At 52.4% G+C, this 22,083-nt stretch carries 23 protein-coding genes and 2 pseudogenes; 15 read left to right on the top strand and 10 right to left on the bottom strand.

All coding sequences use genetic code 11. The features are described 5' to 3' along the window. Positions 1-257 precede the first annotated feature (257 nt). The 6 genes from cyoA (at position 258) to QRY16_RS07015 (ending at position 6,515) form a co-directional block, all read left to right on the top strand. Positions 258-1,184: a cytochrome o ubiquinol oxidase subunit II gene (gene cyoA, locus QRY16_RS07040; protein WP_193403593.1), complete on the top strand. Its 927-nt coding sequence runs from the start codon at positions 258-260 to the stop codon at positions 1,182-1,184. A 4-nt stretch (positions 1,185-1,188) separates the two neighbouring features. Then, the gene (gene cyoB / locus QRY16_RS07035; RefSeq protein ID WP_289776104.1) at positions 1,189-3,171 is read left to right on the top strand and encodes a cytochrome o ubiquinol oxidase subunit I; all 1,983 of its coding nucleotides are present in this window, start codon (positions 1,189-1,191) and stop codon (positions 3,169-3,171) included. After that, on the top strand, positions 3,171-3,788 hold the full coding sequence (locus QRY16_RS07030; RefSeq protein WP_193403595.1) for a cytochrome o ubiquinol oxidase subunit III: 618 nt from the start codon (positions 3,171-3,173) through the stop codon (positions 3,786-3,788). The genes cyoB and QRY16_RS07030 overlap by 1 nt, the downstream gene beginning before the upstream one ends. Beyond that, complete coding sequence (locus tag QRY16_RS07025; RefSeq protein ID WP_193403596.1) at positions 3,788-4,117, top strand: cytochrome o ubiquinol oxidase subunit IV; 330 nt, start codon at positions 3,788-3,790, stop codon at positions 4,115-4,117. Before QRY16_RS07030 ends, QRY16_RS07025 begins: the two co-directional genes overlap by 1 nt. A gap of 13 nt (positions 4,118-4,130) precedes the next feature. Next, a complete protein-coding gene (gene cyoE, locus QRY16_RS07020; RefSeq protein ID WP_193403597.1) occupies positions 4,131-5,018 on the top strand; it encodes a heme o synthase in 888 nt (295 codons plus the stop codon). A 132-nt stretch (positions 5,019-5,150) separates the two neighbouring features. After that, the gene (locus QRY16_RS07015) at positions 5,151-6,515 is read left to right on the top strand and encodes an MFS transporter (protein ID WP_289776103.1); all 1,365 of its coding nucleotides are present in this window, start codon (positions 5,151-5,153) and stop codon (positions 6,513-6,515) included. A 30-nt stretch (positions 6,516-6,545) separates the two neighbouring features. Here QRY16_RS07015 and QRY16_RS07010 read toward each other — a convergent pair. Beyond that, positions 6,546-6,875 (bottom strand): annotated as a pseudogene (locus tag QRY16_RS07010) (zinc-binding dehydrogenase); the annotation flags it as partial. Here QRY16_RS07010 and QRY16_RS07005 point away from each other — a divergent pair. After that, positions 6,873-7,698, top strand: a pseudogene (locus tag QRY16_RS07005) (sigma-54-dependent Fis family transcriptional regulator); the annotation flags it as partial. The pseudogenes QRY16_RS07010 and QRY16_RS07005 sit on opposite strands and share 3 nt — an antisense overlap. Before the next feature lie 3 nt (positions 7,699-7,701). Here the strand turns inward: QRY16_RS07005 and QRY16_RS07000 are convergent. Then, the gene (locus QRY16_RS07000) at positions 7,702-8,193 is read right to left on the bottom strand and encodes a YajQ family cyclic di-GMP-binding protein (protein WP_193403599.1); all 492 of its coding nucleotides are present in this window, start codon (positions 8,191-8,193) and stop codon (positions 7,702-7,704) included. 135 nt (positions 8,194-8,328) lie between these two features. Here QRY16_RS07000 and panE point away from each other — a divergent pair, with 135 nt between their 5' ends. Both panE and yajL read left to right on the top strand, forming a co-directional pair. Next, on the top strand, positions 8,329-9,249 hold the full coding sequence (panE, locus tag QRY16_RS06995) for a 2-dehydropantoate 2-reductase (RefSeq protein ID WP_289776102.1): 921 nt from the start codon (positions 8,329-8,331) through the stop codon (positions 9,247-9,249). Then, positions 9,203-9,802: a protein deglycase YajL gene (gene yajL / locus QRY16_RS06990; protein WP_289776101.1), complete on the top strand. Its 600-nt coding sequence runs from the start codon at positions 9,203-9,205 to the stop codon at positions 9,800-9,802. The genes panE and yajL overlap by 47 nt, the downstream gene beginning before the upstream one ends. A 106-nt stretch (positions 9,803-9,908) precedes the next feature. Here the strand turns inward: yajL and thiI are convergent, their stop codons facing one another. Then, positions 9,909-11,357, bottom strand: coding sequence for a tRNA uracil 4-sulfurtransferase ThiI (thiI, locus tag QRY16_RS06985; RefSeq protein WP_289776100.1), 1,449 nt, complete (start codon positions 11,355-11,357; stop codon positions 9,909-9,911). A gap of 233 nt (positions 11,358-11,590) precedes the next feature. Here thiI and xseB point away from each other — a divergent pair, with 233 nt between their 5' ends. The 4 genes from xseB (at position 11,591) to QRY16_RS06965 (ending at position 15,688) form a co-directional block, all read left to right on the top strand. Beyond that, entirely contained in the window at positions 11,591-11,833 is a 243-nt protein-coding gene (xseB, locus tag QRY16_RS06980) for an exodeoxyribonuclease VII small subunit (protein WP_289776099.1), read from the top strand. Then, positions 11,833-12,732: a (2E,6E)-farnesyl diphosphate synthase gene (gene ispA / locus QRY16_RS06975; protein ID WP_289776098.1), complete on the top strand. Its 900-nt coding sequence runs from the start codon at positions 11,833-11,835 to the stop codon at positions 12,730-12,732. The genes xseB and ispA overlap by 1 nt, the downstream gene beginning before the upstream one ends. Positions 12,733-12,751: 19 nt before the next feature. Next, positions 12,752-14,617, top strand: a complete 1,866-nt coding sequence (gene dxs, locus QRY16_RS06970) for a 1-deoxy-D-xylulose-5-phosphate synthase (protein WP_289776097.1) — start codon at positions 12,752-12,754, stop codon at positions 14,615-14,617. Positions 14,618-14,713: 96 nt separating this feature from the next. Continuing rightward, positions 14,714-15,688, top strand: coding sequence for an aldo/keto reductase (locus QRY16_RS06965; protein ID WP_193403606.1), 975 nt, complete (start codon positions 14,714-14,716; stop codon positions 15,686-15,688). Between the two features lie 78 nt (positions 15,689-15,766). Here the strand turns inward: QRY16_RS06965 and pgpA are convergent, their stop codons facing one another. From pgpA to nrdR, 6 genes are all read right to left on the bottom strand, one after another. Then, positions 15,767-16,309, bottom strand: coding sequence for a phosphatidylglycerophosphatase A (gene pgpA / locus QRY16_RS06960; RefSeq protein WP_419776115.1), 543 nt, complete (start codon positions 16,307-16,309; stop codon positions 15,767-15,769). Next, positions 16,257-17,231, bottom strand: coding sequence for a thiamine-phosphate kinase (gene thiL / locus QRY16_RS06955; RefSeq protein WP_289776095.1), 975 nt, complete (start codon positions 17,229-17,231; stop codon positions 16,257-16,259). The genes pgpA and thiL overlap by 53 nt, the downstream gene beginning before the upstream one ends. 55 nt (positions 17,232-17,286) lie before the next feature. Next, the gene (gene nusB / locus QRY16_RS06950) at positions 17,287-17,706 is read right to left on the bottom strand and encodes a transcription antitermination factor NusB (RefSeq protein WP_193403609.1); all 420 of its coding nucleotides are present in this window, start codon (positions 17,704-17,706) and stop codon (positions 17,287-17,289) included. A 19-nt stretch (positions 17,707-17,725) separates the two neighbouring features. Next, a complete protein-coding gene (ribH, locus tag QRY16_RS06945) occupies positions 17,726-18,196 on the bottom strand; it encodes a 6,7-dimethyl-8-ribityllumazine synthase (RefSeq protein WP_193403610.1) in 471 nt (156 codons plus the stop codon). 90 nt (positions 18,197-18,286) lie between these two features. Continuing rightward, positions 18,287-19,390, bottom strand: coding sequence for a bifunctional diaminohydroxyphosphoribosylaminopyrimidine deaminase/5-amino-6-(5-phosphoribosylamino)uracil reductase RibD (ribD, locus tag QRY16_RS06940; RefSeq protein ID WP_289776094.1), 1,104 nt, complete (start codon positions 19,388-19,390; stop codon positions 18,287-18,289). Positions 19,391-19,393: 3 nt separating this feature from the next. Then, on the bottom strand, positions 19,394-19,843 hold the full coding sequence (nrdR, locus tag QRY16_RS06935) for a transcriptional regulator NrdR (protein ID WP_289776093.1): 450 nt from the start codon (positions 19,841-19,843) through the stop codon (positions 19,394-19,396). Between the two features lie 186 nt (positions 19,844-20,029). On the opposite strand from nrdR, the gene lysM reads away from it, so the two are divergent. Continuing rightward, the gene (gene lysM, locus QRY16_RS06930) at positions 20,030-20,470 is read left to right on the top strand and encodes a peptidoglycan-binding protein LysM (protein ID WP_193403613.1); all 441 of its coding nucleotides are present in this window, start codon (positions 20,030-20,032) and stop codon (positions 20,468-20,470) included. 16 nt (positions 20,471-20,486) lie between these two features. Next, positions 20,487-21,053 carry a SadB/YajI family lipoprotein gene (locus QRY16_RS06925; protein WP_289776092.1) on the top strand — a complete coding sequence of 189 codons (567 nt, stop codon included), beginning with the start codon at positions 20,487-20,489 and terminating at the stop codon, positions 21,051-21,053. A 53-nt stretch (positions 21,054-21,106) separates the two neighbouring features. On the opposite strand, the gene secF is transcribed toward QRY16_RS06925, so the two are convergent. Beyond that, positions 21,107-22,075, bottom strand: coding sequence for a protein translocase subunit SecF (gene secF / locus QRY16_RS06920; RefSeq protein WP_193403615.1), 969 nt, complete (start codon positions 22,073-22,075; stop codon positions 21,107-21,109). Between the last annotated feature and the right edge of the window lie 8 nt (positions 22,076-22,083).

Below are 22,083 nucleotides of genomic sequence, written 5' to 3'. Positions count from 1 at the left end.
TAATTGAGAGGTAAAAGTAAGGGTTATTCCTTTCCCTGTTTTTTTTACGGATACCTCCATCATCTTTTGTTATATTAGAGCCAACTACTTGTCTGCGTTAATAATTTATCACCTTAAGTAACATCTGTGACCCCCTTAGCAAAAGGTGTCAACATACCTCTGACACATCCTTAAGCTGGTTTACACTATCTAAACCTTCCCGTAAAATGCGCGCACACTTAAACGACAATAGAGCCCTTTGTCATTGAGGTCGTTAAATGAGACTCAGGAAATACAATAAAAGTTTGGGGATTTTGTCATTAATTGCAGGCACTTTATTAATGAGTGGCTGCAATAGTGCATTGTTAAATCCCAAGGGACAGGTTGCACTGGAGCAACGTTCGCTGATACTGACCGCCTTCGGCCTGATGTTGATCGTCGTTATTCCCGCAATCTTGATGGCGGTGGTGTTTGCCTGGAAATATCGGGCTTCCAACACTAATGCGAAGTATAGCCCTAACTGGTCACACTCTAATAAAGTGGAAGCTGTGGTTTGGACCATTCCAATCCTCATCATTCTCTTCCTTAGCGTATTGACCTGGAAATCAACTCACTCACTCGAGCCCAGCAAACCGCTGCAGTCCGATGTGAAACCGATTGAGATCGATGTGGTCGCGCTGGACTGGAAATGGCTGTTCATCTACCCGGAACAGGGTATTGCAACCGTGAACCAGATTGCCTTCCCGGCAAACACGCCAGTGAGCTTTAAAATCACGTCTAACTCCGTCATGAACTCCTTCTTTATTCCGACGCTCGGAAGTCAGATCTACGCAATGGCTGGCATGCAGACTAAATTGCACCTGATTGCCAACGAACCGGGAATTTTCGACGGTATCTCTTCGAACTTTAGTGGTCGCGGTTTCTCTGGTATGAAGTTTAAAGCCATTGCAACCCAAAACGAGGCGGAATTCCAGCAGTGGGTCGCCAAAGTTAAAGCAGCCCCTAACACGCTGACGACTATGGATGATTTCGAGAAAGTGGCTGTGCCAAGCGAAAACCATCCGGTGGAATATTTCTCTACAGCGAATCCAGACCTGTTCTTGCAAGTCATTGACAAGTTTAAGATGAGCCACGGGAAAATGGACATGCCTGAGCACGAAGGCATGGACATGAGTCACGCCGCTTCCGCGGGAGCCGAGGAATAATACGATGTTCGGAAAATTAACACTGGATGCAGTGCCGTATCATGAACCGATTATCATGGTTACGGTCGCCGGTATCATCTTAGGTGGTCTGGCGCTGATTGCGGCCATTACCTATTTTGGTAAATGGCAATATCTCTGGTCTGAATGGCTGACGTCTATCGACCACAAACGACTGGGTATCATGTACATCATCATGGCATTCGTCATGCTGTTGCGTGGCTTTGCTGATGCAATCATGATGCGTACTCAACAGGTGATGGCTTCGGCTGGTGAAGCCGGTATCCTACCGCCGCATCACTACGATCAGATCTTTACCGCGCACGGCGTGATTATGATCTTCTTCGTGGCGATGCCTTTCGTGGTCGGTCTGATGAATATCGCCGTTCCGTTGCAGATTGGTGCGCGCGACGTTGCGTTCCCATTCCTCAACAACCTGAGCTTCTGGTTTACCGCAATCGGTGTGATTCTGGTTAACCTGTCGCTGGGTCTGGGCGAGTTTGCACAGACGGGTTGGCTGGCTTATCCACCCCTTTCCGGCGCGGAGTACAGTCCTGGGGTCGGGGTCGATTACTGGATCTGGAGTCTCCAGCTATCCGGTATTGGTACGACCTTAACCGGTATTAACTTCTTCGTGACCATTCTGAAGATGCGCGCTCCAGGCATGAGCCTGTTCAAAATGCCCGTCTTTACCTGGACTGCACTTTGCACCAACGTCCTGATCATCGCTGCGTTCCCGGTACTGACCGTTACGCTGGCGCTGTTGACACTTGATCGTTACCTCGGCTTCCATTTCTTTACCAATGATATGGGCGGTAACATGATGATGTACGTCAACCTGATCTGGGTTTGGGGTCATCCGGAAGTGTATATCCTGGTTCTGCCGGTCTTCGGTGTGTTTGCAGAAGTCACTGCAACTTTCTCGAAGAAGCGTCTGTTTGGTTATACCTCACTGGTTTGGGCAACCATCGCCATTACCGTTTTGTCGTTTATCGTTTGGCTGCACCACTTCTTCACCATGGGTGCAGGCGCTAACGTTAACGCCTTCTTCGGTATCATGACGATGATCATCGCTATTCCGACCGGGGTTAAAATCTTTAACTGGCTGTTCACTATGTATCAGGGCCGCATTGAGATGCACTCTGCCATGTTGTGGACGGTTGGCTTCCTGGTCACCTTCTCTGTGGGTGGTATGACCGGCGTTCTGCTGGCCGTTCCGGGCGCTGACTTCATTCTGCATAACAGCCTGTTCCTGATTGCGCACTTCCATAACGTAATTATCGGTGGTGTGGTGTTCGGTTGTATGGCGGGTGTGACCTACTGGTTCCCGAAAGCGTTCGGCTTCACCCTGAACGAAACCTGGGGTAAACGCGCTTTCTGGTTCTGGATTATCGGCTTCTTCGTTGCCTTTATGCCGCTGTACGCACTGGGCTTCATGGGTATGACCCGTCGTATCAGCCAGGACATCGATCCACAGTTCCATCCGCTGCTGGTTGTTGCTGCATGTGGTGCTGGACTGATTGCACTGGGTATTATTTGCCAGCTGACAATGTTCTACGTCTCTGTGCGCGATCGCGATCAGAACCGCGATCTGACCGGTGACCCATGGGGCGGTCGTACGCTGGAGTGGTCAACTTCTTCTCCACCACCGTTCTATAACTTTGCTGTTATTCCGCACGTGCATGAGCGCGACGCTTTCTGGGAAATGAAAGAGAAAGGCGAAGCGTACACACAACCGGAGAAATATGAAGAAATTCATATGCCGAAAAACAGCGGCGCTGCGATTGTTATCGCTGCCTTCGGTACCATCTTTGGTTTCGCGCTGATCTGGCATATCTGGTGGCTGGTGGGGCTTTCTTTCCTCGGCATGATCGTTACCTGGATCGTGAACAGCTTCGACGAAGACGTGGATTACTACGTACCGGTTGCCGAAGTCCAGAAGATTGAGAAGCAGCACTTTGACGAAGTCAGCAAAGCAGGTCTGAAATAATGTCAACTGAAACTGTGATTAAAAACCACCACGACGCCCATGCGGAGCATGGGCATCACGATACAGGAGCCAATAAAGTCTTTGGTTTCTGGATCTACCTGATGAGTGACTGCATTATTTTCGCAACGCTGTTTGCAACCTATGCAGTTATGGTCAACAACACTGCCGGTGGTCCGGCAGGTAAAGACATCTTTGAACTGCCGTTTGTTCTGGTAGAAACCGCCCTGCTGCTGTTAAGTTCCATCACTTACGGCATGGCTGTTATCTCAATGAATAAGGAAAACAAAGGCGCCGTTATCGGTTGGCTGGCGTTAACCTTCCTGTTCGGCCTCGGCTTTATCGGGATGGAAATCTTTGAATTCCATCACCTGATTGAAGAAGGGTTTGGCCCGAACCGCAGCGGCTTCCTGTCTGGATTCTTTACGCTGGTCGGCACGCACGGTCTGCACGTGACCTCTGGTCTGATTTGGATGCTGGTACTGATGTTCCAGATTTCCAAACGCGGTCTGAGCGCCACTAACCGCACCCGTATCATGTGTCTGAGCCTATTCTGGCACTTCCTGGACGTGGTTTGGATTTGCGTATTTACCGTTGTTTATCTGATGGGAGCCATGTAATGAGTCATTCTGTTAACGAACATGGCGCGTCACACGGTAGCGTGAAGTCATACATGATCGGTTTCATCCTTTCTATTATCCTGACCGGTATTCCGTTCTGGATGGTAATGGATGGCAGTGCATCTCACGGTACCATTCTCGGTGTAGTTCTGGTGTGTGCAATCGTCCAGGTGCTGGTTCACCTGGTGTACTTCCTGCACCTGGACAGCAAGTCTGAGGGTGGCTGGAACATGGTGGCCATTGTGTTCTCGGCAATCATTATCCTGATTGTCGTTGTAGGCTCGCTGTGGATTATGTGGAACCTCAACTACAACATGATGGCCCACTAAAGAGTCGCTCGTAATGATTAAGCAATACCTGCAAGTAACAAAACCAGGAATTATTTTCGGGAATTTAATTTCTGTCATTGGCGGATTTCTGCTGGCATCCAAAGGCAGCATTGATTACGCCCTGTTCTTCACCTCGCTGGTTGGCGTGTCATTAGTGGTTGCATCAGGTTGTGTATTTAACAACGTGATCGATCGCGACATCGACATCAAGATGGAGAGGACTAAGAATCGAGTGCTGGTAAAAGGCCTCATTTCCGCGAAAGTAAGCCTGGTTTATGCCGCTGCGCTGGGTATTGCTGGCTTTGCGTTACTCTATTTCGGCGCCAATCCGCTGGCCATGTGGCTGGCGGTGATGGGCTTCGTGGTATACGTTGGCATTTACAGCCTCTACATGAAGCGTCATTCAGTCTATGGTACGCTGATTGGTAGCCTGTCTGGCGCCGCGCCGCCAGTGATTGGCTACTGTGCAGTAACCAATGAGTTTGATGCTGGCGCGCTGATCCTTCTGGCGATCTTTAGCCTGTGGCAGATGCCGCATTCGTACGCGATTGCGATCTTCCGTTTCAAAGATTACCAGGCAGCGAACATTCCGGTTCTGCCGGTAGTGAAAGGCATTTCCGTGGCGAAAAATCATATTACGCTCTATATTCTGGCGTTCATGATTGCCACGCTGATGCTGACGCTGGGCGGTTACGCTGGCTATAAATATCTGGTTGTTGCTGCGGCAGTTAGCGTGTGGTGGTTGGGTATGGCGCTCTCAGGTTACAAAACGTCAAACGATCGCGTTTGGGCGCGTAAACTGTTCGTCTTCTCGATTGTTGCCATCACCGCGCTGAGCGTAATGATGTCGGTAGATTTCATGGCTCCGGCATCCAAAGACCTGCTGACCTACGTGTGGTAATCAGCACCGCTACAGCATGAAAAGGGCGCGATTTTCGCGCCCTTTCTTTTTGTTACCCTTACTTAAAAACTATTGTTTTACCCGCCCTGCCCCGCTCCTTAGAATGACTGCAGCACATTAACAGAGGTTGGAATGAACGATAATAAAATGACGTCAGTGGAGCTGCGCGCCACATGGGGTCTTGGTACGGTATTTTCCCTGCGCATGTTGGGAATGTTTATGGTCTTGCCGGTACTGACGACTTACGGCATGGCGTTACAGGGTGCAAACGAAACCTTAATTGGCCTGGCGATTGGTATTTACGGTCTGGCCCAGGCAATTTTCCAGATTCCCTTTGGTTTGCTGTCCGATCGTATAGGGCGTAAGCCGCTGATTGTCAGCGGTTTGCTGCTGTTTGTTTTGGGTAGCGTGATCGCCGCTAACAGCGATTCCATCTGGGGCATCATTCTGGGTCGCGCCTTACAAGGTTCCGGTGCTATCGCCGCCGCAGTGATGGCGCTCCTGTCCGACCTGACGCGTGAACAGAACCGTACTAAAGCGATGGCATTTATCGGTATCAGTTTTGGTATCACCTTTGCGATTGCGATGGTGCTTGGTCCGATTGTCACTCATGCTTTAGGGCTGCATGCACTGTTCTGGATGATTGCTCTCCTCGCATCACTCGGCATTGTTATCACCTTGCTGGTGGTACCAACAGCCACACATCATATATTGAACCGCGAATCAGGCATGGTGAAGGGCAGCTTCAGCAAAGTGTTGGCTAATTCGCGCTTGCTGAAGCTGAACTTTGGTATTTTCTGCCTGCACGTTCTGTTGATGTCGAGCTTTGTGGCGCTGCCCGGCCAGTTTGAGCAGGCAGGTTTACCGGCGGCAGAACACTGGAAAGTCTATCTTGTCACCATGCTGATTGCTTTTGTGGGCGTGATCCCCTTCATCATTTACGCCGAAGTGAAACGCCGCATGAAGCGCGTGTTCACGGGCTGCGTGGGCATGATTGTAGTAGCAGAAATTGTACTGTGGGGCGCAGAGGGACATTTCTGGACGTTAGTCGTCGGCGTACAGCTCTTTTTCTTCGCCTTTAACCTGATGGAGGCCATCCTGCCTTCGTTGATCAGTAAAGAATCCCCGGCGGGTTACAAAGGCACCGCCATGGGACTTTACTCCACCAGCCAGTTTCTTGGCGTTGCCATTGGCGGCAGTATGGGCGGTTGGGTATTCGGTCATTTCGATGCACAGACCGTATTTTTAGTCGGCGCGCTGGTTGCCGCGCTCTGGCTGTTTGTCAGCATGACAATGCAGGAACCGCCCTATGTCAGCAGTTTACGCATTGTGTTGAGCGATGCCGCTTTGGCTACTTCAAATCTGGAAAAACGGCTTAAAGCCCAGCCCGGCGTTTCATCGGTATTTATCGTGCCAGGGGAAAAAAGCGCTTACATCAAAATCGACAGTAAGATCACCAGTCGTCCAGAGATTGAAGCGTTAATCGCCAGCAGTTAACTGAAACCCGGCTTCCGCCGGGTTTTATTTTTACAGTGACATATCGACCACGATACGCCCTTCGATTTTGCCTGCATGCATACGGGCAAAAATGTCATTGATATTAGTTAACGGCTCAACGGCAATATTGGCTTTCACCTTATGGCGATCAGCGAAATCCAGTGCTTCCTGCAGATCCTTACGCGTGCCGACAATCGAACCGCGCGCCGTAATACCATCCAGCACCATATCAAAAATCGACAAGTCAAATTTGCCCGGTGGCAAACCATTCAGCACCATGGTGCCACCGCGACGCATGGTGCCAATGGCTTGCTCGAATGCTTTAGGTGAAACCGCCGTTACCAGCACGCCATGTGCACCAACGCCATTGGCACCGCGCTGGTAATTGACGATGGCTGCGAAATCGAAGGCGATCTGCACTTTCTTACCAGTAATCACGGGCTTTATTGCGTTGCCATGCTGCTCCAAACGCCAAATGGTCAGATTGCAGGTGTGCTGGATATTTCAGGCCCGGCTCACTTTCCCCATTACCGGTGCTAATAAAAATGGCTACATTGGAAAAATACGTGAAGTTGACGGTGGCGTACTGTTTTTGGATGAGATAGGTGATATGCCGCTGGCGCTGCAAACACGCCTGCTGCGTGTGTTGCAAGAAAAAGAAGTCGCGCCGCTCGGCTCCAGTCGCAGCTGGGCGGTGAATTTTGCCGTGATTTGTGCCACTCATCGCAATTTATCCCAGCGTGTGGCCGACGGTGAATTTCGTGAGGATTTACTGTATCGCTTGCAGGAATATGCATTAACCATCCTGCGGCAGTGGCCGGCATTGCCTGCTTTTATCGCCCAGCTATGGCATGAGTTAGGTGGACAACAACGTGGCATCCAGCTTTCGCCCGACCTGCTTACGGCCCTGGCCCGTTATTCGTGGCCGGGAAATGTCCGGCAACTACGCAGTGTAATGAACGTCTTGCTGGCGCTGGCAGACGATGGCGAAACGCTCACTGTGGAACAGCTTCCCGTGGAATATCGTCAGTCACAAGCGGAACCAAACACAGCATTGCAGCAGCATGATGAGCAGATCATTGCAGACACACTGCAGCGATTTAACGGTAATATCAGTAAAACCGCGCAGGCATTAGGCGTCGCGCGCAGCACATTGTATCGTCGTGCTGCACGCGAAAAATAGCGATTAGTCGCGGAAATTTTTGAACTGGAACGGCTGTCCCAGGTTACCACCGCGCACCAGCGCCATCGCCCCTTGTAAATCGTCGCGCGATTTACCGGTGACGCGCAGTGATTCGCCCTGAATTTGTGTCTGCACTTTCAGCTTGCTGTCTTTAATCAGCTTCACCAGCTTTTTCGCCACATCAGTCTCAATGCCTTTTTTCATTTTGGCATCCAGACTCCAGTTTTTTCCACTGTGTTCGATCTCTTCAGGAACATCTAGCGCCGCGCCTTCAATACCGCGCTTAAGCATTTTCTCGCGCAAAATATCGACCAGCTGTCTTACCTGAAAATCAGATTCGCTGAGCACTTTGATGGTTTCATTTTTTTCGTTGAGCTCGAAACTGGCGCTCACGTTGCGAAAATCGAAACGGGTAGATAATTCACGGTTAGCATTTTCTACCGCGTTACGAACTTCCTGCATATCGATTTCTGAAACAATATCGAAAGATGGCATCTCTTCTTCTCCTGACGCTAAAGTGGCATGCATAATACCCGTCTCAGGGCGCTAAATAAAATCACGCTACGCACGACGCTATACTGAAGTGTGACAGTAAAGACTAAAACGATAAGCCCGCCAGCGGGAGGCAGTATGAAAATTACCGTGTTAGGTTGTGGGGCATTGGGCCAGGTCTGGCTTTCCGCGCTCGCTCGCCAGGGATACGACGTTCAGGGTTGGCTGCGCGTGCCACAGCCATATTGCTCGGTGAATGTGGTTGATCCTCAGGGTAATGTGACAAATAAAACCTTTATTGCTAATGATCCACTGTTTCTGGCAGAAAGTCAGTTGTTGCTGGTAACGCTTAAGGCGACCCAGGTCTCTCCGGCGGTAAAAAATCTTGAAAGCGTGCTGCCGGAAGATTGCCCGATTCTGCTATTACACAATGGTATGGGCACGCTTGAAGAACTGAAAGGCCTGACACAACCGCTGCTGCGCGGTATTACTACACATGCAGCAATGCGCGATGGCACCGTGATCAAGCATGTCGCGAACGGCATCACCCATATCGGCCCAGGCAACCGTAAAAGTGCCGCTTACAGCACGATTGCCGACATCCTGCATCTTGCGCTGCCAGATGTTGCCTGGCATGACAACATCCGCGCCGCCTGCTGGCGTAAGCTGGCCGTCAACTGCATCATTAATCCGCTTACGGTAGAATATGACTGCCAAAACGGCGCGCTGCGTACGCATATCAGGCAGATCGAGACGTTGTGTGAAGAAATTAGCTGGGTCATGGAGCGTGAAGGCCAGAGCATCGCCAGCGAGAGTTTAAAAGACATTATCTTTGATGTGGTTGAAAGTACCGCTGCCAATACCTCCTCCATGCTGCAGGATGTACGCGCTCAACGGCGAACCGAGATTGATTACATCAGCGGTTTCCTGCTGCGTCGCGCTCGTACCCATGGTCTGGCGCTGCCAGAAAATACCCGTTTGTTTGAAATGATTAAACGCAAGGAGTCACATTATGACCGCGAACGCATCGGTACTGGTTTGCCTGGCACATGGCAGTGAAGAAACCGAAGCCGTTACCACTATCGACTTACTGGTACGCGACGGCCTGAAGGTTGTCACCGCCAGCGTTGAGAGTGATGGCTCGCGTGAAATTGTTTGTTCACGTGGCGTGCGCCTGCTGGCCGATGCCGCGTTAGTCGATGTGGCTGATAATGATTACGCCGCGATTGTGTTGCCAGGCGGCCTGAAAGGGGCTGAAAATTTCCGTGACAGTCCGCTACTGGTAGAAACCGTGCGCCAGTTTCAACTTTCTGAGCGCATCGTTGCGGCGATTTGCGCGGCGGCAGGTACGGTTCTAATCCCGCATAACCTTTTCCCGGTCGGGAATATGACCGGTTTTCCCGGCTTAAAATCGACCATCCCGGCGGATAAATGGATGGAGCGCCGCGTCGTCTGGGACCCACGCGTCAGGCTGTTAACAAGTCAGGGGCCAGGTACGGCAATGGATTTCGCCCTGAAACTGATTGATTTACTGGCAGGAAAAGAGAAAGCGCGCGAAGTCGCTTCTCAACTGGTGCTGGCGGCAGGCATTTATGATTACCAGGCAAGCTAACGCTCCCACACGCCGCAGCCAGGCGGGTACTGTCGGCGTTCAGCCCCCGTCACAGAGTGGAATACGTGACGGGGACGAGGTTCAGAATGGCAGGTAAATGCGCGGGTTACGGTCGGTAGACCTTCACATTTCTGAACCCTTGCTCATGGAGATAAAGCGCCTGCAAACGACTCATTACGCCGCGATCGCAGTACAACAGCCAGGTTTTGTTCTGGTCGAGATCGCCAAACTGCGTGCTGAGCTTGTAGAATGGCATCGACTTCACTTCCGTCTCCGGCAGTTGCAGCGGCTTATCTTCCTGCTCATCACTGGCACGAATATCCAGCACAATATCATTAGCGCCCAGCAGGGCCACTGTTTCAACTTCCACGACGTCTTCTACCGCTTTTTCAGCGATGTCGCGTATATCAACGTTGGTCGCCTCTTCCACGACGCGGTCCAGAATACCAAAATCGAAATGACTTTCTTCTGTTTCAATCTTCGATTTCACCGCTTTGATGGTTGGGCTTTTGGAAATCACGCCGCAATATTCCGGCATTGTGCTGGCAAAATCTTCAGTGCCAATTTCACGGGCCACGTTGATGATGTGCTCTTTGTCGTGTGAAATCAGCGGCCGCAAAATCAATGTGTCTGAGGCGTTATCGATTAAGCGTAAGTTGGTTAACGTCTGGCTGGAAACCTGTCCCAGCGCCTCGCCAGTAACCAGCGCCTGCACGCCGTAGCGTTCGGCAATCCGGGACGCAGCACGCACCATCATACGTTTCAGCACGACGCCCATCTGGCCATCATCCACTTTTTCGAGAATTTCACCTACTACTGGCTCAAAGTTGATTGCCACAAAACGCACACGATGCGAGCGACCAAAGCGACTCCACAGATAGTAGGCAACCTGACGGACGCCAATTTCATGGGCCGCGCCGCCGAGGTTAAAGAAGCAATAATGCACGCGGCTGCCACGGCGCATCAACATATAGCTGGACACGCCGGAATCGAACCCGCCAGAAATCAGCGACAGCACATCTTCCTGCGTGCCGACCGGGAAACCGCCCAGCCCCTCGTAGCGCGCCGTCACCAGCGTCAGGCGGTTCTCTTCAACTTCAAGATTTACCGTTACTTCCGGCTTAGTCAGCTGCACTTTTGCCGTTTCAATATGCTGATTGAGGCCGCCACCCACGTAGCGTTCTACATCCTGCGAACTGAAGCTGTGCTTACCGCGACGCTTCACGCGCACGCAAAAGGTTTTGTTTTCCAGGCTGTCGCGATACTGCGCCAGCGTCTGTTCAAAAATATTATGGATGTCGGTATATTCACGCTCTTCTACAGCCAGCACGTGGTGAATACCTGGGATGCGCGTTAACTCATCGGCAATCGTTGCTCTCAACATCTCGTCTTTTGAGCGCACTTCAATATGATCCCAGTGACGCACCACCGCGATGTCTTCACTGATCGTTTTCAGGACGTTGCGAATATTGCTGGCAAGAATCTTAATACAGCGCAAACGCACCGACGGACTCTTGATGGTGATTTCAGGAAATAACTTGATGATAAACTTCATGGCGACACAGCTTCGTTGGGCAAATAAGTGCTAAAACAGGCGGCACTTAGCTGGTAAAATCATAATAATTGCGGGCTGCGAGGCGCATCCGCATCCGAGGCGCGAGAGTATATCACCTTTGACTGATGACTGCTTCTGCAACCGCAGTCACATTGATTATTTTGCTAATCATTTCGTCTCAGCTACCATGTCCGATTGCGAGATGATTCTTAACCGCGAGTCGACACCTAATTATGCCGAAAAAAGCCGAAAAGCCAGCCAGTTTCGAAACTTCATTACAGCAGCTGGAACAGATTGTCAGCCGCCTGGAAAGTGGCGAGCTGCCGCTGGAAGAGGCGCTGAATGAGTTTGAGCGTGGCGTGCAACTGGCACGTGCCGGACAACAAACGCTACAGCAGGCAGAACAGCGCGTACGCATTTTACTGAACGATGATAAAGACGCCGATCTCACCTCTTTCACGCCGGAACAAGACTAATGGATTTTGCCAACCTGCTCAGCGCTTATCACCACCGGGTGAATGCTGCGCTGACGTGCTTATTAGATCCACTCCCTTTTCAGAGTTCTCCTCTGGTGAACGCCATGCAATATGGGGCATTATTAGGCGGTAAACGTCTGCGCCCCTTTTTGGTTTATGCCACCGGCAAAATGCTTAACGCCGATCCGGCAAGTCTGGATGCGCCCGCTGCGGCAGTTGAATGCATTCATGCGTACTCTCTGATTCATGACGATCTTCCTGCGATGGATAACGATGCGTTACGCCGTGGGCAGCCAACCTGCCATATTCAATATGGCGAAGATACGGCCATTCTGGCGGGTGATGCGTTGCAAACGCTGGCGTTTTCGATTCTTGCTGATGAGCCGATGCCGGGCGTAAGCGCAGAATATCGCCTCGCGATGGTATCCGAGCTGGCTAAGGCCAGCGGCGTGGCAGGCATGTGCGGCGGCCAGGCGCTTGACCTGGCGGCCGAAGGGAAAGCTGTCGATTTGGCCCAGCTGGAACAAATACATCGCCACAAAACGGGTGCGCTCATCCGTGCCGCGGTGCGTATGGGCGCCCTGGCAGCCGGTGAAAAAGGCCGTGCGGCGCTGCCAGTCCTTGATCGTTATGCCGATGCCATCGGCCTGGCATTTCAGGTACAGGATGACATTCTCGACGTGATCGGCGACAGCGCCATTACCGGCAAGCGTCAGGGTGCCGATCAGGATTTAGGTAAAAGTACCTATCCTTCTCTCATGGGGTTGGATAATGCCCGCGCTAAAGCCTGGGATCTGTATCAGGAAGCGCTTGATGCGCTGGAAATTCTCGCCGCACAATCCCATGACACCGCAGCTTTGCAGGCACTGGCGAGCTTCATAATTGAACGCGACAAATAACCTCCATAATGAGTCTCTGATGAGTTTTGATATTGCTAAATACCCGACAATGGCGCTGGCGAACACGGTTCAGGAGCTACGCGCTCTACCGAAGGACAAACTGCCTGTGCTGTGCGATGAGCTGCGTCAGTATCTGTTAGACAGCGTTAGCCGCTCCAGCGGTCATTTTGCTTCGGGGTTGGGCGTCGTTGAACTGACGGTTGCGCTGCATTATGTCTATAACACGCCGTTTGATCACCTGGTGTGGGATGTGGGTCACCAGGCCTATCCGCACAAAATCCTGACCGGCCGCCGCGATCGCATCGGTACGATTCGCCAAAAAAATGGTGTGCATCCGTTTCCGTGGCGCGGTGAGAGTGAATACGACGTGCTGAGCGTCGGCCATTCATCCACTTCAATCAGTGCCGGTCTCGGCATGGCCGCAGCGGCAGAGCGAGAAGGCAAAGGCCGTCGCACTGCCTGCATCATTGGCGATGGCGCCATTACCGCCGGCATGGCATTTGAAGCGATGAATCACGCCGGCGATATTAAGCCGGACTTGCTGGTGATCCTCAACGACAACGAGATGTCGATCTCGGAGAATGTCGGTGCATTAAATAACCGGCTGGCGCAAATTCTGTCGGGTAAAACGTATGCGCGCCTGCGCGAAGGCGGCAAACGTGTTTTAACCGGCCTGCCGCCCATCAAAGAGCTGGTGAGACGTACCGAAGAGCATCTGAAAGGGATGGTGGTGCCGGGTACGTTGTTTGAAGAGCTGGGCTTCAACTATATCGGTCCGGTTGACGGGCACGATGTGCTCACGCTGGTTAACACCTTAACGAATATGCGTAGCCTGAAAGGGCCCCAGTTCCTGCACATCATGACCAAAAAAGGCAAAGGCTACGCACCTGCCGAGGAAGATCCTATCACCTGGCACGCCGTACCCAAATTTGATCTGGCTAACGGCGCGCTACCTAAAAGCGCCGAAGGTTTGCCGAGCTATTCGAAAATCTTTGGTAACTGGTTGTGCGAGATGGCTGCTGACGATCCGCAATTAATGGCGATTACGCCTGCGATGCGCGAAGGGTCGGGCATGGTGGCTTTTTCACGTGAATACCCAAATCAGTACTTTGACGTGGCGATTGCCGAGCAGCATGCGGTGACGTTTGCAGCAGGCATGGCGATTGGCGGTTACAAACCGATCGTAGCGATCTATTCAACCTTTTTGCAGCGCGCCTACGATCAGGTGATCCATGATGTAGCGATCCAGAAGCTGCCGGTATTGTTTGCTATCGATCGCGGCGGCATTGTTGGCGCAGATGGACAAACGCATCAGGGCGCATTCGATCTCGCTTATCTGCGCTGCGTGCCAGACATGGTGATTATGACGCCAAGTGACGAAAATGAATGCCGCCAAATGCTCTATACCGGCTATCACTATCAGGATGGTCCCAGCGCGGTGCGCTATCCACGCGGCACCGGTATTGGCACTGAACTGACCCCGCTTAAATGTTTACCGCTCGGCAAGGGCGTGGTGAAACGGGAAGGCGAGCAGCTGGCCATTCTCAACTTCGGGACGTTGCTACCGGAAGCCGCCGCCGCCGCTGAAGCGCTGAACGCGACGCTGGTGGATATGCGCTTTGTGAAGCCGCTGGATGAAGAATTAATTGCTGAACTGGCGAGCCAATACGAAGCCCTGATTACGCTGGAAGAAGGCGCGATCAAAGGCGGCGCGGGCAGCGGCGTCAATGAATTTGTTATGGCAAAACGGCTGCGTGTGCCGGTATTGAACCTGGGACTGCCCGATGAGTTTATCCCGCAGGGTACGCAGGAAGAAGTGCGTCACGATTACCAGCTGGACGCAGAAGGCATCCAGCAGCAAATCACGACCTGGCTCGCACAGTAAATAGCGCCCTTCCCTTTCGCTCCCCAACTGGGGAGCGATGCGCCTGCTATGCTTTATGATTCTTCGAATCATCAGTTACTTTGCGCAGGAGCCATCATGAAAACCATCCAATTAGGTAACACCGATCTCCAGGTTTCGCGTCTTTGTCTGGGCTGCATGACCTTTGGCGAGCCGGAGCGTGGTAAACATGCCTGGACTCTGCCGGAAGAGAGCAGCCGTCCACTCATTCGTCAGGCGCTGGATGCCGGCATTAATTTCTTTGATACCGCCAATAGTTATTCCGATGGCAGCAGCGAAGAGATCGTCGGTCGCGCGTTAAAAGAATATGTTCCCCGCGATAAGGTTGTCGTTGCTACCAAAGTCTATTTCCCCATGAGTAATTTATCGCAGGGTCTCTCGCGTAAAAATATTCTGCAATCCATTGATGACAGCCTGTCTCGCCTCGGCATGGACTATGTCGACCTGCTGCAAATCCACCGTTGGGACTATGACACGCCACTGGAAGAGACACTGGAAGCGCTGCATGACGTAGTGAAGGCAGGTAAAGCGCGTTATATTGGCGCGTCATCCATGCATGCCAGTCAGTTTGCGCAAGCCCTCGAAACACAGGAACGCAATAACTGGGCAACTTTTGTCAGTATGCAGGACCAGTACAACCTGATTCAGCGTGAAGAAGAAAATGAAATGCATCCACTGTGTCTTGATAAGCAGATCGCGGTGCTGCCGTGGAGTCCACTGGCACGCGGTAAACTGACGCGTCCGTGGGGCGAAACGACGGCACGTTCGGTATCGGATGAATTTGGCAAAACGTTGTATAGCGCAACGGAAGAGAATGACGCTGCAATCGCTAAGCGAGTTGAAACAATTGCGGCGGATAAAAATATTAGCCGTGCGCAGGTGGCGCTGGCGTGGCTGTTGCATAAACCCGCCGTCACTGCGCCGATTATTGGCGCATCGCGGGCAGAGCAGTTAAAGGATTTGACCAAAGCGGTGGAAGTCGAACTGGAGCCAATGGAAATTGCCGAACTGGAAAGCGTTTATCAGTCGCATCCAACGGTAGGGTTTGAATAAAGCATTGGTTATAAAACAGCCTGAGCCAGCACCGCAACGTTCCCTCTCCTGTTGGCGAGGGAATATTTATTACGGAGTTTAATACCCCAACCAGTAATGCCCCGCCCCGTACAATATCGCCGCCGAAATCACCCCGGCGATAATATCGTCAACCATAATACCCATGCCGCCATGGACGTTGCGGTCAAACCAGCGAATCGGCCACGGTTTCCACATATCCAGAATGCGAAACAGCACAAATCCCGCGAGCACCCATTGCCAGCTGTTAACCGGGATCGCCATCAGGGTGATCCACATACCAATGAATTCATCCCAGACAATGCTGCCGTGATCGTGAACGCCCATATCTTTAGCGGTGCGATGGCAGAGATACACGCCAACGCTAACACCCAGCAGCACGACCAGTGAATAGAGATCATGCGGCAACCGGGTCATCAGCCACCAAAATGGGATAGCGGCCAGCGACCCCATGGTGCCTGGCACAAAGGGGCTTAAACCGCTGCCAAAACCTGTCGCCAGCAGATGCCATGGATTGCTCATACGCAAACGACTTTTCGCTACGTCTTTATCAAGCGTCAAAATGGTCAAATCCTTTATGACTGAAGGTTGCCGGTTTGCCATTATCCAGCAGCGTCAGGCCGTCTGATTCCGGTGACATCTGACCGATACAGGTGAAAGGCACGCCAAGGTGACCTAGCGCCACATCCAGCGCACCACGATGCACTTCCGGCACGGTAAAGCACAGCTCGTAATCTTCGCCGCCACTTAATGCCCAGCGCAAAACCTGCTCTGGCTCGAAATGATCGCGCAGCGCAGACGACAGGGGCAGCGCATCCAGATTGATCCGCGCGCCGCAGCCGCTGGCTTTCAGTATATGGCCGAGATCGGAAATCAAACCATCGGAAAGATCGATTGCCGATGAAGCCAAAGGACGCAGTGCCTGGCCCTGCAAAATGCGCGGCATCGGGCGTAAATGGCGCTTAATCAGCGCTTCATACACTACCGGATCGTCAATGCGCTTGTGATGCTGCAACAGCGCCAGTCCTGCCGCGCTGTCGCCTAATGTGCCGGTCACATAAATCCAGTCGCCCGGCTTTGCACCGGAACGTTTTAATGCGCGGCCTTGTGGAACCAACCCGTGAATGCCGAGCGTCAGGCTGAGTGGTCCGCGCGTGGTATCGCCGCCAATCAGCTGCATATCGTAGTATTCCAGCAGTTCGAACAAACTTTCGCTAAACGCCGCCAGCCAAGATTCATCCACTTCAGGCAACGTCATTGCTAGCGTCAACCATGCCGGATCGGCGCCCATTGCGGCAAGATCGCTAAGATTTACCGCCAGCGCTTTGTAGCCTAAATCGGCAGGATGAATATCGCGCAGGAAATGTATGCCAGCCACCAGCGTATCGGTGCTGATCGCCAGCGTCTGTTTTTCTGGCACGCCCAAAAGCGCACAATCATCACCAATGCCGGTTTCGACATCACGGCGGCTGCGCGTTCTGCGATTGAAATAGCGTGCGATGAGTTCAAATTCACCACAAGACATGTTTGCGTTCCGCTTAACCATTAAAGAAAAAAGGCCGGCAAGCCGGCCTTTTTATTTACTTACGATTGGGTCGAATCTGTGGAGCTGCTTTATCCAGCACGCCGTTGACGAACTTATGGCTGTCTTCAGCACCAAACACTTTCGCCAGCTCAATACCTTCGTTGATGGCCACTTTATAAGGCACATCGGAACGTTTGCTTAGTTCGTACAGCGAAATCCGCAGAACAGCTTTTTCTACCTGGCCCAGCTCTTCCAGCTGACGCGACAGGTAAGGTTGCATCAGCCCATCCAGATACGCGCTGTTGGTCGCCACACCGGACAGCAGTTCGCGGAAATACGCAATATCGACGTCTTTGACGTCTTGTTCCGCCAGGAACTGGTATTCCACATCGGCAATGTCGTTGTTAGACAACTGCCAGGAGTAAAGCGCCTGGACAGCGCACTCACGGGCGCGACGACGAGCAGCAGGTTTCACAAAATTCCCCTTACAAAAATCAGGCTTTGATGGCTTTCAATACATTAATCATTTCGAGCGCGGTCAGGGCTGCTTCGGCGCCTTTATTACCGGCTTTGGTGCCAGCACGCTCAATGGCCTGCTCGATATTTTCGGTGGTCAGTACGCCAAACGCGACAGGAATATCGCTGTTCATGGCCACGCTGGCAATACCGGAGCTGGCTTCGCCTGCAACATATTCGAAATGTGCAGTGCCGCCACGAATGACCGTTCCCAGCGCAATAACGGCGTCATATTTGCCGGTTTTTGCCAGTGCACGCGCCGCCAGTGGCAGTTCGTAAGCACCTGGAACCCAGACGACGGTGATATTGTCATCTTTAACCTGGCCGATACGCTTCAGGGCATCGACCGCGCCATCCAGCAGGCTGTCATTAATGAAGTTGTTAAAACGCGCAATAACGATGGCAATATTGGCCTCTGGCGTTGCAACAGCAGCTTCGATAACTTTCATACTTATCCTTTCAGGGGTTTGTTTGGCCCCGCGCAGGGGGGCGGATTCTATCATACTCTTCGGCGACGTGCTCTCGCTTTTCCATCGGCGTTATTGGGGTATCAGCGTCAGGCGCAAATCACTGCCAACCTGCCGGACATCGCTGAATGAAAAGGCAGGTGCATCAGCAAGTTGATGTAAGCCGGGTAACTGGCACAAGCCACGTCCGCTATCACCCAATAGCTTCGGCGCCACATACACAATCAGCTCATCGACCAACCCGGCTTGCAGTAACGCTCCGGCCAGCGCTGCGCCCGCTTCGACCCAAACGCTGTTAATCTGGCGCTGGCCCAGCAACATCATCATTGCAACCAAATCAAGTTGCTGCTCACGCAGCGGGGCAGCAATTTGCGTCACGCTTCCAGGCCAGACCTGCTGGTCTGGTGTGTGTCGCATCAGCCAGGTTTCACCCGGCTGGTTGATAACGTTATGGTGCGGCGTGACGCGATTTTGACTGTCAACGATCACCCGCAGCGGCTGACGCAGTGAATTCTTATCAAGCAGCGATCGCGTTTCTTCATTAAGTTCTGACCAGCGCACCGTGAGCGAAGGATCATCGGCTAACACTGTAGCGCTGCTACTGAGAATAGCCGCGCTTTGCGCCCGCAGTCTTTGCACATCGCGCCGTGCATGCGCCGACGTAATCCACTGACTTTCACCGCTGGCCATCGCAGTACGACCATCCAGCGAGGCGCCTGATTTAAGCTGCACCCAGGGAAAACCGGTGCGCATACGTTTTAGGAAGCCGCGGTTGAGCGCTTCCGCTTCACTCATCATTAAGCCGTGGCTGACGTCAATTCCTGCCTGATGTAAACGCTGTAAACCACGTCCCGCCACTTGTGGATTGGGATCCTGCATCGCAGCGACAACACGCTTAACGCCCGCAGCAATTAACGCATCGCAACATGGCGGCGTGCGCCCATGATGGCTGCAAGGTTCCAGCGTGACGTAAGCTGTCGCGCCACGCGCTTTATCCCCGGCCATCCGTAATGCATGTACTTCAGCGTGCGGTTCACCGGCGCGCTGGTGCCAGCCTTCGCCGACGATGTTGCCATCACGCACGATCACGCAACCCACATTGGGATTGGGCAGAGTAGTAAAACGACCACGCCGCGCCAGTTCCAGCGCGCGTGCCATATAGCGTTCATCGGTCATGCTTTAATCCTGTAAGCGTGCGATCTCTTCGCCAAAATCACGAATATCTTCAAAGCTGCGATAGACCGAAGCAAAGCGAATGTAGGCGACTTTATCGAGCTTTTTCAGCTCATCCATTACCAGCGCACCAATCAGTTTACTGGGAATTTCACGCTCACCGGTGGCGCGCAATTGGGTTTTGATATGGTTAACCGCACTCTCAACGGCATCAGCGCTCACTGGACGTTTCTCCAGCGCCTTCATCATGCCGCTGCTGAGTTTGTCCTCATTGAAGGGCTCGCGTACATCGTTGCTTTTTACCACGCGCGGCATCACTAATTCAGCCACTTCAAACGTGGTAAAACGTTCATGACACACCAGACACTGACGACGACGACGCACCGACGATCCTTCACTAACCAGACGAGAATCAATCACTTTGGTGTCCACAGCGGAGCAGAATGGGCAATGCATGACGTTACCTGACGCAAGATAAATAAGTCATACAGTGTAGCGCGAACTGCAATTCAACAAAATCTATTCCCGTGCCTTTCCGTTGCCCAACGCACAGCCAGGCAATGCCTGCCTTACATTTTCTGAAAAACCACTACGCTTATAAAGCTGCATAGCAGCACACAACCACTAACAATCGGAGGTTTTATGGGTCTGTTTAATTTTGTGAAAGAAGCTGGAGAAAAGTTGTGGGATGCGGTCAGTGGCAGTGGCGATGACCAAAGCAAAAAACTGCAAGATCACATTAACAAATTAGGGCTACCAGACAGCGATAAGGTCAACGTCAAGGTGGATGGCGATACTGTAACCGTCAGCGGTGAGGGCGTTTCCCAGGAGCTCAAAGAGAAAATCATGGTAGCGGCCGGTAACGTAGCCGGTATCACCAAAGTCGATGATAAAGTTACCGTGAAAGACAGCGCACCAGAAGCCGAGCTGTATACGGTGAAAAAAGGCGATACCCTGAGCGCGATTTCCAAACAGGTTTACGGAAATCCTAATGAATACAATAAGATTTTTGAAGCGAACAAGCCAATGCTGTCGCATCCTGATAAGATCTATCCTGGCCAGGTTTTACGTATTCCAAAATAACTGACAAGGATAATTTATGAACAGGACGGTTTGGGCGCCGATGGCGATGTCACTGATCATTCTCAGCGGCTGTAGCACGCCTTCGGCACCTAAAGTGAACGCGCTGCATCAGGAGGTGAGCCAGCTGAATCAACAGATGCAGCACTTGACCACCCAGGCCAGCGCGCTGGAAATTCAGGGCCAACTGAATAGCCACTCGCAACAGGGCGCATGGCTGGTTCCTCAGGCGAACACGCCGGTGGAACTGCAAACCCAGCTCGGCACATTGCGCTTATCCCTGTCACGGGTAGAAAGTGAAGCCAACGGTTCACGCGCTAATCTCAATATCCGTGCAACTGGCGATCAGCCCCTTTCCGCGCTGCGCGCCACAGTGGTATGGGGCGAGCTGGATCCGGCCAGTGGGAAACCGCTGAATGCCGATAGCCTGAATCAAACCATTGAGGTGCCCGCCTCGCTGTTGCCCCAGGCCTCGGTCAGCGTTCCGTTGCGTCTTAGCGGCATCACGCCTGAACAATTAGGTTACGTGCGCGTGCACGATGTCACGGGCGAAAGCGCCACTTCTACCGTTCCTGCTGCGCAATAAGCGCAAAAAAAATGGGCTGCCACTGGCAGCCCATTTCATTTTACATGCCATGTTTAAGGCAGGATTGAAGGCTGATCGGCGCCCTCTTTCTCCACTTTCTGCACCAGCATATGTTCACGCTTCATGCCCAGTTTCAGCGCCAGCGCTGAAGAGACATAAATCGACGAAATCGTACCAATCGTCACACCGATCAACATGGTCAGCGAGAAGCCTTTCAGCAACGCTCCCCCAAAAATGAACAGGATCAGAATCATGGCCAACGTTGTCAGCGAGGTAATTAAAGTACGGCTCAGCGTTTGGGTCAGCGACACGTTGGTAATATCGTAAGGCGAACCGCGACGGATTTTGCGGAAATTTTCACGAATACGGTCGGATACCACGATCTTATCGTTGAGTGAGTAACCAATTACCGACATCAGCGAGGCGACAATGGTCAAATCGATTTCGATGTGGAACAGCGCCAGCAGGCCGCAGGTAATAATAACGTCATGCGCCAGTGCCAGTACCGTACCGAGCGCCAGACGCCACTCAAAGCGAAAACCGATATAGAGCAGAATCGCTATCAAGGCTGACAGCAGAGCCATCGCCCCCGCTTGCGCCAGATCGCTGCCCACACTTGGACCGACGAACTCAATGCGCTTGACGGTGGCGTTTTGCTGAGTGGTCTGGTTAATGACCGAGACCACTTTATTGCCTAACTCGGTGCCCGCTGGACCTGAAACGGGCGCCATGCGCACCATCACATCGCGGCTGCTGCCAAAATTCTGCACCAGCGGCTCATCAAAGCCCGCCTTCACCAGATCACTACGCAGCATATCGAGATCGGCGGGTTTTTCCAGGTTGATCTCAATCACCGTACCGCCGGTAAAATCGAGACCCCAGTTGAAACCACGCACGCCAACAATCGCAATCGCGGCAACAATCAGTAGCCCCGAAATGATAAACGCCAGCGTGTCCCAGCGCATAAAGTCAACGACTTTACGACCGTGGTTCAACTGTTCAATATTATAATCCTGTGCCACAACGCACT

It is taken from the genome of Mixta mediterraneensis (assembly GCF_030283135.1).
Classification (GTDB): Bacteria; Pseudomonadota; Gammaproteobacteria; order Enterobacterales; family Enterobacteriaceae; genus Pantoea; species Pantoea mediterraneensis.
The sequence above is the reverse complement of the archived record's forward strand: the minus strand, read 5'-3'. Positions and strand labels throughout refer to the sequence as shown.

Excerpts from the sequence above, each read along its gene's own strand:
- cyoA (WP_193403593.1), top strand. The coding sequence starts at position 258 with ATGAGACTCAGGAAATACAATAAAAGTTTGGGGATTTTGTCATTAATT.
- cyoB (WP_289776104.1), top strand. The coding sequence starts at position 1,189 with ATGTTCGGAAAATTAACACTGGATGCAGTGCCGTATCATGAACCGATT.
- QRY16_RS07030 (WP_193403595.1), top strand. The coding sequence starts at position 3,171 with ATGTCAACTGAAACTGTGATTAAAAACCACCACGACGCCCATGCGGAG.
- QRY16_RS07025 (WP_193403596.1), top strand. The coding sequence starts at position 3,788 with ATGAGTCATTCTGTTAACGAACATGGCGCGTCACACGGTAGCGTGAAG.
- cyoE (WP_193403597.1), top strand. The coding sequence starts at position 4,131 with ATGATTAAGCAATACCTGCAAGTAACAAAACCAGGAATTATTTTCGGG.
- QRY16_RS07015 (WP_289776103.1), top strand. The coding sequence starts at position 5,151 with ATGAACGATAATAAAATGACGTCAGTGGAGCTGCGCGCCACATGGGGT.
- QRY16_RS07000 (WP_193403599.1), bottom strand. The coding sequence starts at position 8,193 with ATGCCATCTTTCGATATTGTTTCAGAAATCGATATGCAGGAAGTTCGT.
- panE (WP_289776102.1), top strand. The coding sequence starts at position 8,329 with ATGAAAATTACCGTGTTAGGTTGTGGGGCATTGGGCCAGGTCTGGCTT.
- yajL (WP_289776101.1), top strand. The coding sequence starts at position 9,203 with ATGACCGCGAACGCATCGGTACTGGTTTGCCTGGCACATGGCAGTGAA.
- thiI (WP_289776100.1), bottom strand. The coding sequence starts at position 11,357 with ATGAAGTTTATCATCAAGTTATTTCCTGAAATCACCATCAAGAGTCCG.
- xseB (WP_289776099.1), top strand. The coding sequence starts at position 11,591 with ATGCCGAAAAAAGCCGAAAAGCCAGCCAGTTTCGAAACTTCATTACAG.
- ispA (WP_289776098.1), top strand. The coding sequence starts at position 11,833 with ATGGATTTTGCCAACCTGCTCAGCGCTTATCACCACCGGGTGAATGCT.
- dxs (WP_289776097.1), top strand. The coding sequence starts at position 12,752 with ATGAGTTTTGATATTGCTAAATACCCGACAATGGCGCTGGCGAACACG.
- QRY16_RS06965 (WP_193403606.1), top strand. The coding sequence starts at position 14,714 with ATGAAAACCATCCAATTAGGTAACACCGATCTCCAGGTTTCGCGTCTT.
- pgpA (WP_419776115.1), bottom strand. The coding sequence starts at position 16,309 with ATGGCAAACCGGCAACCTTCAGTCATAAAGGATTTGACCATTTTGACG.
- thiL (WP_289776095.1), bottom strand. The coding sequence starts at position 17,231 with ATGTCTTGTGGTGAATTTGAACTCATCGCACGCTATTTCAATCGCAGA.
- ribH (WP_193403610.1), bottom strand. The coding sequence starts at position 18,196 with ATGAAAGTTATCGAAGCTGCTGTTGCAACGCCAGAGGCCAATATTGCC.
- ribD (WP_289776094.1), bottom strand. The coding sequence starts at position 19,390 with ATGACCGATGAACGCTATATGGCACGCGCGCTGGAACTGGCGCGGCGT.
- nrdR (WP_289776093.1), bottom strand. The coding sequence starts at position 19,843 with ATGCATTGCCCATTCTGCTCCGCTGTGGACACCAAAGTGATTGATTCT.
- lysM (WP_193403613.1), top strand. The coding sequence starts at position 20,030 with ATGGGTCTGTTTAATTTTGTGAAAGAAGCTGGAGAAAAGTTGTGGGAT.
- QRY16_RS06925 (WP_289776092.1), top strand. The coding sequence starts at position 20,487 with ATGAACAGGACGGTTTGGGCGCCGATGGCGATGTCACTGATCATTCTC.